The 11,150-nt window shown below is 66.0% G+C and carries 9 protein-coding genes; 6 read left to right on the forward strand and 3 right to left on the reverse strand.

Features of this window, described 5'->3' with window-relative positions; all coding sequences use genetic code 11:
• Nucleotides 1-444 precede the first annotated feature (444 nt).
• The gene (locus tag NA11_RS47125) at nt 445-1,041 is read right to left on the reverse strand and encodes a DivIVA domain-containing protein (protein ID WP_069167906.1); all 597 of its coding nucleotides are present in this window, start codon (nt 1,039-1,041) and stop codon (nt 445-447) included.
• 161 nt (nt 1,042-1,202) lie between these two features.
• Nucleotides 1,203-1,868: a TetR/AcrR family transcriptional regulator gene (locus NA11_RS43115; RefSeq protein ID WP_069167907.1), complete on the reverse strand. Its 666-nt coding sequence runs from the start codon at nt 1,866-1,868 to the stop codon at nt 1,203-1,205.
• Nucleotides 1,869-1,904: 36 nt separating this feature from the next.
• On the opposite strand from NA11_RS43115, the gene NA11_RS43120 reads away from it, so the two are divergent.
• Nucleotides 1,905-3,395: a flavin-containing monooxygenase gene (locus NA11_RS43120; protein ID WP_069167908.1), complete on the forward strand. Its 1,491-nt coding sequence runs from the start codon at nt 1,905-1,907 to the stop codon at nt 3,393-3,395.
• A gap of 118 nt (nt 3,396-3,513) precedes the next feature.
• On the opposite strand, the gene NA11_RS43125 is transcribed toward NA11_RS43120, so the two are convergent.
• Complete coding sequence (locus NA11_RS43125; RefSeq protein WP_141718172.1) at nt 3,514-4,857, reverse strand: lipase family protein; 1,344 nt, start codon at nt 4,855-4,857, stop codon at nt 3,514-3,516.
• Nucleotides 4,858-5,215: 358 nt separating this feature from the next.
• On the opposite strand from NA11_RS43125, the gene yajC reads away from it, so the two are divergent.
• From yajC to NA11_RS43150, 5 genes are all read left to right on the forward strand, one after another.
• Nucleotides 5,216-5,569 (forward strand): preprotein translocase subunit YajC, encoded by a 354-nt coding sequence (gene yajC, locus NA11_RS43130; RefSeq protein ID WP_069167910.1) that lies wholly within the window; start codon nt 5,216-5,218, stop codon nt 5,567-5,569.
• A 197-nt stretch (nt 5,570-5,766) separates the two neighbouring features.
• Nucleotides 5,767-7,524 carry a protein translocase subunit SecD gene (gene secD / locus NA11_RS43135; protein WP_069167911.1) on the forward strand — a complete coding sequence of 586 codons (1,758 nt, stop codon included), beginning with the start codon at nt 5,767-5,769 and terminating at the stop codon, nt 7,522-7,524.
• Between the two features lie 7 nt (nt 7,525-7,531).
• A complete protein-coding gene (gene secF, locus NA11_RS43140; protein ID WP_069167912.1) occupies nt 7,532-8,755 on the forward strand; it encodes a protein translocase subunit SecF in 1,224 nt (407 codons plus the stop codon).
• 17 nt (nt 8,756-8,772) lie between these two features.
• Entirely contained in the window at nt 8,773-10,494 is a 1,722-nt protein-coding gene (locus NA11_RS43145; protein WP_069167913.1) for an ABC transporter substrate-binding protein, read from the forward strand.
• A 37-nt stretch (nt 10,495-10,531) separates the two neighbouring features.
• Nucleotides 10,532-11,104 (forward strand): adenine phosphoribosyltransferase, encoded by a 573-nt coding sequence (locus NA11_RS43150; RefSeq protein WP_069167914.1) that lies wholly within the window; start codon nt 10,532-10,534, stop codon nt 11,102-11,104.
• The last annotated feature ends 46 nt before the right edge of the window (nt 11,105-11,150 follow it).

Below are 11,150 nucleotides of genomic sequence, written 5' to 3' on the forward strand. Positions count from 1 at the left end.
TTACTTGGCTGTGGTCCGGTTTCGAGAGCTTTCAAGATCAAAGAAGTCGGATTCTCGCTACCCCCACCGGGTTTACCGAGATCCGCACCCCTCTCGGAGTCGCGTCCGAGGACCCACAAACCTTCCGTACGGTTCACAACAGTTCTAGGCCCTCTAGCCTCTGTGAACCGTATGGAAGCTGTGTGGGATGCACAGTCTGGGTGCGGATTTCGGGGTTGAGGCGGAACTGACCGCGTTTGCAGACCTCAGAAGCGCCTGCGGTCTCGGTATGTGGGATCGAAGAGGGTGGTTTCGTGGTGAGGGGGCGCTGGTGGCGGGGGCTTCTCGGGCGATGCCGCCGTCAGTGCCTCGTGATCAACCGTCCAGCTCTGGAGGGTGTGGGATTCGGTGGTGCTGCACCGAATTCGTGCCACGCAGTGATTGCTGCTCGTACAGCAGGCGGGGTTAGTCGTCGCGGTGCAGGGTCCAGCGGTGGTGTTGGTGTTCGGCGTGTTGTAGAGCGGTGACGACTAAGTCGAGGAAGGCGTCTACCTCGTCCGGCTGGTAGCCGCGGGTGCCCAGGCGCGCTTCGGTGAAGCGCACCGAGCGCACTTCGGCGACGGTCAGGCTGCCTGGTCCGTCGTGGGCGAGGGTGGCCGCGACCAGGTCGAGGAAGGCGTCGACCTCTTCTTCGTGGTATCCGCGACGACCGACGGAGGCGGTGGTGAAGCGCATCCGCTGCACGTCGTCGGGGGTGAGCAGTGCGTGGCCGTTGCCGCCTGCGGGCACCGGCCGCACGCCGCGCTGGCGGCTCTCGAGTTCGACGCGCACCTGATCCAGGTATTCGTCGACCTGATCCGCGCGGTACCCGCGGCCGCCGGGGCGTGGCGCGTCGAAGGTGACGTGGCGCAGGTCGTCGGCGGCGAGGGCGCCCTGTCCGGCCATGGTCGCGGCGACGAGATCGAGGAACGCGTCCACTTCGTCGGCGTGGTATCCGCGTTGGCCGAAAGGTGGCGTCGCAAAACTGATTCGGCTCACGTCCTCGGGGGTCACGGGCCACATTCTGTCAGGTGGGCTGGGCCGGTCCGCAGGAAAGTGACCATTTCGCACTCCCTGGTCTCTCGAGATCACGACCGGCCCCCTGGCGGACACATCGGAGCTGACATCAACACGGTGTCCTCACCTTAACTCCGCGCGCGGCGTCAGGGGGCTTGCCGATGTGCTCAATCTTTGCGGATACCGTCGACAAGCAGCCGCCGGATCGCCTCGTTGAGGCTCTGCATGGTCTCTTCGCTCGTCTCGCGCAGGCCATGCATGATGCCGGACAGCAGCATGCCGGTCACCGCGCGTGCGGTGTTGACCGTATCCAAATCTGCTCGCAGGTAACCACGTTCGACGCCGTGCTCGAGATATCCGGCGGTGAGCGCGTCTGCGAGGTCGAGGAGGCCGTAGAGGCGCGTGGTGAGTTCCTCGTCGATGCCGGGGGCGTGCACGAGCAGCAACTGGGCGACCCTGCGGTCATCCATCAGGATGTGCGTGAGCGCCTGGCCGATCCGGTCGATCTGGGTGCGGTATTCGTCGAGCGTGTTGGCCGCGTCGGGGGCGTTGTCGGTGCCGAGACTGTCGATGATCTTGGCCGACAGGTCGTCGATGACGTGGTCGATGATGTCGCGCTTGTTGCTGAAGTAGCGGTAGAAGGTGCCGTGTCCGATGCCGAGGTGACCGGCGATATCGGCGATACCGGTGCCGTGATAGCCCTTCTCGGAGAAGCAGACGAATGCCGTGTCGATGATCTCCTGCCGCAGCTCGGCCTTGCGTCGTTGGGCTCTCGTCAATGGCTTCGTCACGCCCTCGATGATACAGTCGTCACAAACGGAATGATGTGTCATTCCGTGAGAAGCGGTTCACAAAGCAGGAGGTTCGGCGTGGCGCCTCAGTACGACGCGATCGTGGTCGGAGCGGGATTCGGTGGCATGGGGGCGGGCATCGAGCTCGATCGCCTCGGCCTCAGCAATTACGTGATCCTCGAACGTGAGGATGATCTCGGCGGCACCTGGCACGTCAATCACTACCCAGGCCTCGCGGTCGACATCGCCTCGGTCACCTACTCGTACTCGTTCGAGCCGAACCCCTACTGGACGCGGTTGTTCGCGCCGGGCGCCGAGCTGAAGAAGTACGCCACCCACATCGCCGACAAGTACGGCCTGCGCAGGCGGATGCGCTTCGGCACGGTGGTCGACGGCGCCCGCTGGGACGAGGAGCACCAGCACTGGGTTGTTTCGGTCGCCGGCGGCGAAAACGTCACCGGCCGTTACCTGCTCACCGCGACCGGCTTCCTGTCGCAGCCCTACACTCCGCCGTTCCCCGGCATCGACACCTTCGCGGGCAAGATCATCCACACCACCGCGTGGGAGGACGATTTCGACCTCACCGGTCGCAAGGCGGCCATCATCGGCACCGGCGCCACCGCCGTGCAGCTGGTGCCCGAAGTGGCCAAGAAGGCGCAGGCGCTCACCGTCTTCCAGCGCACCCCGATCTGGGTGGTGCCGAAGGTCGACACCGCCATTCCCGCCCCGGTGCAGAAGCTGTTCGACCGGGTGCCCGCCACCCAGAAGGCCGCGCGGCTGTTCAACACCAGCCTGCTCGAGGCGCTGATGGTGGTCGGCGTGCTGAACTACACCAAGGCCAAACCGCTGAACAAGGCCGCAGGCGTGCTCGCCAAGGCGCATCTGCGGGCCTCGGTGCGGGACAAGGAAACTCGCAAGCAGCTCACCCCGCACTACGACTTCGGCTGCAAGCGGCCGACGTTCTCCAACACCTACTTCCGCTCGTTCAACCAGCCGCATGTGCGCTTGGAGACCAACTCGATCGAGCGGATCGAGGCCGACGGCATCGTCACCGCCGACGGGCACAAGACCGAGATCGACACGCTGATCCTTGCCACCGGATTCAACCTGTGGGACGTCAACTTCCCGGCCATCGAGATCATCGGCCGCGACGGCGTCAACCTCGGAAAGTTCTGGCGGGACAACCGTTTCCAGGCCTACGAGGGCATCACGGTGCCGAAGTTCCCGAACTTCCTCAGCCTCAACAGCCCGTATTCCTACAGCGGCCTGTCGTACTTCACCACCATCGAGGCGCAGATGAAGCACATGGGCAGGCTCTTCGGTGAGTTGTTCCGCCGCGGCGAGCACACGTTCGAGGTGACCGAGCACGCCAACACCGAGTTCCTCGACCGCGTCACCGACAAGCTCGGCTCCTCGGTCTTCTACGGTGGCGACTGCGCCACGGCGCGCAGCTACTACTTCAATCCGCATGGTGAGGCCGCGCTACTCCGCCCGACCAGCACCCTCAATGCCCACCGCGAAGCCGTCAGCTTCCCGCTCGACGACTACGTCTACGGCAAGTCGGCCTGAGCCGGGTCAACGACGCCCCGTTGCGCGGGTCCCGCCGGATAGCTCCCGGCGGGGCCCGTCTTATTTCATCCGGCGGCTCCTTTCTTCCTGAGCATCGGCTCCGTTCAACTGGCGACGACTATTTCGCGATCTTGCGGAGTACCCAGTCGGCGAGCGTCGGGGTGACCGCCGAGTGCTCGGTGTTGGTGACGTTGCAACAGAATTCGGACAGGGCCGTCTGATCCGAGGTGACCGAACTCAGGTTCTTGTCGAGTTCGATGTCCCAGGAGATCGGGTCGAAATTCAAGGCGATCGCGCTGACCGACGGGACGAAACAGCTCCAGCGCTTGGCCTCCTCCAGCTCGATTCCCAGGACGGTCGCGACCTGGCCGAACGAGTCGAGCAGGCCGCCGGGCGCGCTGTCGAACGGCGCGACCATGCTGGTCGTCGAGCTGCGCGTGGTCAGGCCGAGGTGCATGCCGCCGATCGGTTGTTCGGTGCCGTAGGCCGGTTGATAGCGCGCGGTGGCGCTGCCGACCAGGCCGCCGAGGAACTTCTTGTCGAACACGATCTCGCCGGGGCGCAGTTCAGGACCGTGGCCGTCGCCACGGCCGTTGGCGACGCCGAGCAGGACCGGCCGCTGCGGGAATCCGCCGAGATCGGCCAGCTCCTGGACGAATTGGCCACGCAGCGGTGAGGCGGTGGCGACCGGACCTGAATAGCGCGAATCCTCCACCCATGCCCACAGGAGCTGCTGAGCTGCGGGGCTGCGAATCAGACTGGCCTTGCTCGCTTTACCTGGCGCGACCGCCTCGAAGGACTCGAAGAAATACGCCATCTGCTGCAGGTTCAACGGAATCCATGCCCCGTTGTGCGGGGTGTCGTAGGACAGGTAGGTCCCGGTCTCGTGATCCTCGTCGTCGCTTTCCATCGCGGCGAGCGCGTACCGGGTGATCATGCCGCCCATGCTGACGCCGCCGACGATCAGCGGTGCCTTGCCTTGTCGTTCGGTAATCACCTTGGTGATGCACGCCCGCGCCACACCCGCGTTGACCTGGATGTAGTCGTGGCGAGTATCGAAGCCGAGCAACACGATGTCGATCCCGGACGCAAGCAGCTGATCGAACAGGCGCTCGCCCGCCTCGGAATAGGGCGTGTTGAACCATTGCCACAGCCCGTCGAGATCGCTCGGCCCGTAATTGAAGCCGTCGGCGAAGATCATCGGATTGACGAGGCGCTCGTGCCCGTTTCCGAGATGCACCGCCGCCGTGCCTTTGCCGTATTTGCCGAGGTAAGGATGCTCGGACACCAACGGCCATTCGAAGTCCGCGCGGCGTGCGGACTCGCCCGACCTGCTGGCCTGCATGCCGAACCACGGACCCGATTCGGCGGTCCGCGCCAGGTCGTACAGTTCGGGCGCGGACAAATCTCCGGCGGCCTTCTGGAATAGCGTTTTGACGTCGATTCTGGCGTCTGCGGCCATCGTGAACCCCTTTGTGAAGGCACAGGAGGCCACGAGACACGGCTCGAAGACGATGAGTTACGTGCGAATCAGGCTCCCCGGCTGCGCCGTCGGGACGTCCTGCGCTACTGAATACCCTGCGATTTCCACTGTAGGCCAATGGAATTCGTGGCGTGCCGGTTTCGAGTGGCGACCTTTCCCGGCAAACCGACCCGTCGCATCGGACCGCCCCGAACACGGCTCACCTGGCGTAGGATTCGCCCGCCACAGTCGCCACAGGTTCCCACCTGGTGTGCCGGTGTGGCGCTGACGACACGAAATGGCAGACTGTGTGGGTACATATCCATCCCACCACTAAGACTAGGGACTGACTTCGACGATGGAACTTCTGTTTCCGCTGCTGCTGGTAGCCCTGCTCGTGCCGATGTTCCTCGGTGTCCGCCGTCAGAAGCGGGAAGCCGCCAAGGTCACGGAGATGCAGGACAGCCTGAAGGCCGGCGACCGGGTCATCACCACGTCGGGGCTGTACGGCACCGTCGTCGATCTCGACGACTCCACGGTTGATCTCGAGATTGCCGAAGATGTCGTCACCACCTGGCTGCGCGCCGCTATTCGCGAAGTGCGCACCGAGACCGAGGTCGGCACCGACGAGGCCGATTCGACGACCGAGGGCGCGCACGATGCTCTCGAGGAATCCGCCGAGCAGACCGAGACCCGGCTGACCAAGGACTGATGTGCCGCCGCGGTCGGCACCCCTCGCCGGGTGCCGCCGCGTCCGTGTTCGATCCGCCGCTGCGGCGGCGGTGCTCGATGGGCCGCCACCCGCGCGCTACCTGATCGGTGTATTCTCCGCCGCTCACGTCCGCACCAGGCATCGCTGGTGTGCCCGCCTGTTCAACTCTCGACTTCCCGCCTAGGAGATGACGCACTGTGCCACCTTCCCAAGGATCGGCGCATCCGCTCCGGCTGATCGGCGTCTACGCCGCGCTGCTGGCCGTGATCTATGCGCTGGTGTTCTTCACCGGTGACAAAGCACCGACACCCAAGCTCGGCATCGATCTGCAGGGTGGCACCCGGGTCACGTTGACCGCGCGCACCCCGGACGGCAACAAGCCGAGCCAGGACAGCCTGAAGAAGGCGCAGGAGATCATCGAGACCCGCGTCAACGGGCTCGGCGTGCTCGGCTCCGAGGTGGTGATCGACGGCGACAACATCGTGATCACCGTGCCCGGCGATGACGGACAGCAGGCGCGTTCGCTGGCGACGACCGCGAAGCTCTATATCCGGCCGGTGATCGGCCAGCCGTACGGTGCGGTCCCCGATGCCACGCAGCTGCCGCCAGGACAGCAGCCGGGTCAGGCGCCCGCGTCCGGTCTGCCGCCGACGCTGCCGCCGCCCGCGCAGGGTGGCGAGCCACTGCCGCCACCGGCGCAGGGCGGTGAGCCGCTGCCTGCACCGGTACCGGGTGGCGCGGACAACCCGGCATCCGAAGGCGCACCGCAGAACCGCGTGTTCCCCGCACAGGCGCCGACCACGCCGCAGCCGACACCGGCGCCCAACCCGTCGGACCTGTCCACGCAGGAGCAGGTGAAGCAGGAAATCGCGCAGGCCAAGGCGACGCGTCAGAGTCAGGATCCTGCCGTGCAGCAGCAGGCGCTTGCCGCGCTCGACTGCAGCAAGGCCGATCCGCTGTCGGGTAACGACGATCCGAACCTGCCGCTGGTCACCTGCTCGGTGGACGGCAAGGCCAAGTACATCCTGGACAAGAGCCGGATCGACGGCCAGGAGATCAGCAACGCGGTCGCCGAGTTCGATCAGCGCCAGTCCCGGCACACCGTTCGCCTCGACTTCAAGTCGACCGGCTCGGACGAGTGGGCCAAGCTGACCACCGAGTACTACAACAAGTACCTCGCCTTCACGCTCGACTCGCGCGTCGTCAGCGCGCCGATCGTGCAGGCAGCAGGCCAGTACGGCGGCACAACGATCTCCGGTAACTTCACCGCCAACGACACCAAGCAGCTCGCGAGCACGCTGAAGTACGGCTCGCTGCCGCTGTCGTTCCAGACCTCCGAAGCCGAGACCGTGTCGGCGACGCTGGGGCTCTCCTCGCTGAAGGCGGGTCTGCTCGCGGGCGCGGTCGGCCTGGCCGTCGTGCTGCTCTACTGCCTGGCCTACTACCGGATGCTCGGGTTCGTCACCGGATTGTCCTTGGTGGCTTCGGGTCTCGCGGTGTACGGCATCATGGTGCTGCTCGGCCGCTGGATCGGGTTCACCCTCGACCTGGCCGGTATCGCCGGTTTGATCATCGGTATCGGTATGACCGCCGACTCGTTCGTGGTGTTCTTCGAACGCATCAAGGACGAGATGCGCGAGGGCCGCAGCTTCCGTTCCGCTGCACCGCGCGGCTGGCAGCGGGCGCGCCGAACCATCCTGTCCGGCAACGCGGTCAGCTTCATCGCCGCCGCGGTGCTCTACATCCTCGCGGTCGGTCAGGTGAAGGGCTTCGCGTTCACCCTTGGCCTCACCACCATCCTCGACGTCGTCGTGGTGTTCCTGATGACGTCGCCGCTGGTGTTGCTCGCCTCGCGCACGAACTACTGGGCCAAACCGTCGGTGAATGGTCTCGGTGCGATCCAACAGGTCGCGCGCGAGCGCAAGGCCGCCGAAGCCGCACTCGGGAAGGCGTGAGAACGCGATGACGAACCACACGAGCCCGTCGCTCGCCAAGAACGCGGCCGAGACCACCGATGTCTTCGCCGCCGTACCCGCCACGCCCAAGCACGGCTTCTTCAACCGGCTCTACACCGGCACCGGTGCCATCGACGTCATCGGCAAGCGCCGGATGTGGTACATGATCACCGCGGTGATCGTGCTGATCTCGTTGGGCAGCATCGTCTTCAAGGGCTTCAACTTCGGCATCGACTTCGAGGGCGGCTCGCGGATCCAGTTCCCGGCCGGATCGTCGAGCACGAGCCAGGTCGAAGAGGTCTACAAGTCCGCCATCGGCACCGACCCGGTGTCGGTGCAGACCGTCGGTAGCGGCTCGAACGCCACCGTGCTGATCCGCTCGGAGGCGCTGAACAAGGAGCAGGTCGACGCGCTGAACGAGGCGCTGTTCGAGAAGTTCCAGCCGAAGGGCAAGGACGGCACCCCGAGTCGCGCCGCGATCAGCGCCTCCGACGTCAGCGAGACCTGGGGTAGCCAGATCACCCGCAAGGCACTCATCGCGCTCGCCGTGTTCCTGGTGCTGGTCGCCGCCTACATCGCCATCCGATTCGAACCACACATGGCGCTGGCCGCGTTGGCCGCGTTGGTTTTCGACGTCATGGTGACGGCGGGCGTCTACTCGCTCGTCGGCTTCGAGGTGAGCCCGGCGACCGTGATCGGCATCCTCACCATCCTCGGCTTCTCGCTCTACGACTCGGTGGTCGTGTTCGACAAGGTCGAGGAAAACACCAGGGGCATCCTGCATTTGAACCGCCGCACCTACGGCGAGCAGGCCAACCTCGCGGTGAACCAGACGCTGATGCGTTCCATCAACACCGCCCTCATCGGCATCCTGCCGATCGTCGGCCTGATGGTGATCGCCGTCTGGATGCTCGGCGTCGGCACCCTGAAGGACTTGGCGCTGGTGCAGTTGGTAGGACTGCTGGTCGGCACCTTCTCCTCGATCTTCTTCGCGACACCGCTGCTGGTGTCGATCAAGGAGCGGTGGGGCCCGGTCGCCAGGCACACCGAGCGGGTCAAGTCCCGCAGGGCCGCGGGCGCGAGCGCGCGTGCGGGGTTCGAGGCGGAGCGTCGAGCGACCGCAGCGACCGGCCGTGGTTACGACGAAACACCGCGCAGGCCACGCGAACCCGGACAGGCACCCAGGCCGGGCGCGCGCCCGAGCGGCAAGCGGCAGAAGCGGCGGAACTGACACAGGCAGGGGGTTTCATGCGCAACCCACGTAGCCGGGCCGTCCGCCTGCTTGCCGTGGTAGCGGCGAGCGCCATGGCCGCCGGACTGGCGGCCGGGTGCTCGAGCAAGAACCAGGTGCCGTCCATCGGTTACGCCGTCGACGCCACCATCGCCAGCTACAACGGCGGAACCACGTTGGGCGCGAGCACCGGAACGGCTGCGGTGTTCGCGCGAACGATCACCGGGTTCTTCTACACCGGACCGGACGGTCAGCAGATCGCCGACACCGACTTCGGCACCGCCAAGGAGGTGCCTGGCGAGGCACAGACCATCCAGTACCGGCTCAACCCCGACGGGGTGTACTCCGACGGGGTGCCGACCTCCTGCGACGACCTGGTGCTCGCCTGGATGGCCCGCAGCGGGCGGTTCACCAAACCCGGTGACCGCGGGCCTGTTCCGTTGTTCGACGCAGCGAGCACCGCGGGCTACGACGACATCGAACGGGTGGACTGCCAGCCGGGATCGCGCGATGCCACCGTGGTGTTCCGGCCGAACCAGCGCTACCTGCCGTGGCGCAACCTGTTCACCGCGGGTCAGATGATGCCGGCGCACATCGCGGCGCAGGCGTCTGGCGTGCAGAATGTGGTGTCTGCCTTGCAGTCCGGTGATCCGAACGCCATCGGTCGGATCGCTGACTTCTGGAACACCGGCTGGACGCTGACCCCGGGCAAGCTCGACCTGACCCGGTTCCCGTCTTCGGGGCCCTACCGGATCGAATCCTTCAGCGAGAAGGACGGTCTGGTGCTGGTGTCGAACGAGCGGTGGTGGGGCACCAAGCCTGCGACCGGACGAATCATGGTGTGGCCCAAGAACGTCGATCTGAAGTCGAAGATCGGCGACAGCGCTATGGGCGTGATCGATATCAGCACCGGGTCGGTGAAAGACCTGAACCTGGAGGGCTTCCGGGTCGAGAACCGGCCGGGTCGCGGCGCCGAGCAGCTGGTGCTGTCGACCGGGGGAGTGCTCGGCTCGGTGGACATGCGCAGGGCGCTCGCGCTGTGTGTGCCGCGGCAGGCGCTGTTCGACAAGCTCGGCAAGGTGCCGGACGCGCCGAAGACCGGGCTCGGCTCCGCGCCGCTGAATGCGCATATCGTGCAGCAGGATTCGCTGTTCTATGCGTCGTCGATCGGTGCGGCGGACAAGTTCGGCGGCGGCGACGTCGCCGGTGCGACGCAGGCCGTCGGCGCGTCCAAAACGCCGAATCCGACCATCCGCATCGGCTATCTGCGGCCTGATGAGCGGCGCGCGCAGACCGTGGCGATGATCACGGAAGCGTGCAAGCCCGCAGGCATCACCATCGTCGACGCCGGGTCGGCCGATTTCACGCCGTCCCAGCTCACCGAGGGCAAAGTCGATGCCGTGCTCGGCAGCACCGCGGCCGCGGCGGGTCCGGCGGGATCCATTTCAGGGGTTGCCGCGGTCGCCGGGTTGCGCACCGGTAGCGGGCTCAATTTCGGTCGCTACGGAAACGGCCGTTACGATGCGATCACCGATCAGCTTGCGGCCGACGACAGCTCGACCACACAGCTGAACCGGCTCACCGATGTCGAAAACCTGCTGTGGGCGGAGCTGCCGAGCATTCCCCTGTTCGCCACCCCGCGCACGATCGCGTTCGGCAACGGTTTGCAGAACGGGATCCCCGCCGCCAACCAGGCGGGATCCGGGTGGAACATGGACCGTTGGGTGTTGAAACGGTGACAGGTGCTGTGGGTGTTGTGATGATGGAGAGGTGTCGATGAGTAAGCACGCGGCGATCGAGTCGGATGAGCTAGCCGCCGAACGGACCGGCCGGGCCGCCGAAGCGGTCGAGCGGTTGACCCGCTGGCGTGACGACTTCCCCACTCCCGGAGTCCGATTCGCCGATCTCACCCCCGTGTTCGCCGACGCCGAAGGCTTCCGCGCCGTCGTCGACTCCCTCGCCTCCTGCGCCCCCGACGCCGACCTGGTCGCCGGTGTCGACGCCCGCGGCTTCCTGATCGGCGCAGGCGTCGCCGCCAGCCTCGGCACCGGTGTCCTCGCGGTCCGCAAGGCAGGCAAGCTGCCCCCGCCCGTCATCACCCGCGAATACCAGCTCGAATACGGCACCGCGGCCCTCGAAATCCCCGCCGACGGCCTCTCCCTGGCAGGCAAGCGCATCCTCCTCCTGGACGACGTCCTCGCCACCGGCGGCACCCTCGCCGCAGCCGCCGCCCTGTTCGCCGAGGCAGGCGCGGAAATCATCGCCGCCGCGGTAGTCCTGGAACTGACCTTCCTCGAAGGCCGCGACCGCCAAGGCGACTACCCCTTGAGCTCCATCGTCAAGATCTAACTCCACCGAACCTGCACAAGTTTGGTGTATTCGCACCGTTCAGAAG

The organism is Nocardia altamirensis NBRC 108246 (genome assembly GCF_001612685.1).
Taxonomy (GTDB): domain Bacteria; phylum Actinomycetota; class Actinomycetes; order Mycobacteriales; family Mycobacteriaceae; genus Nocardia; species Nocardia altamirensis.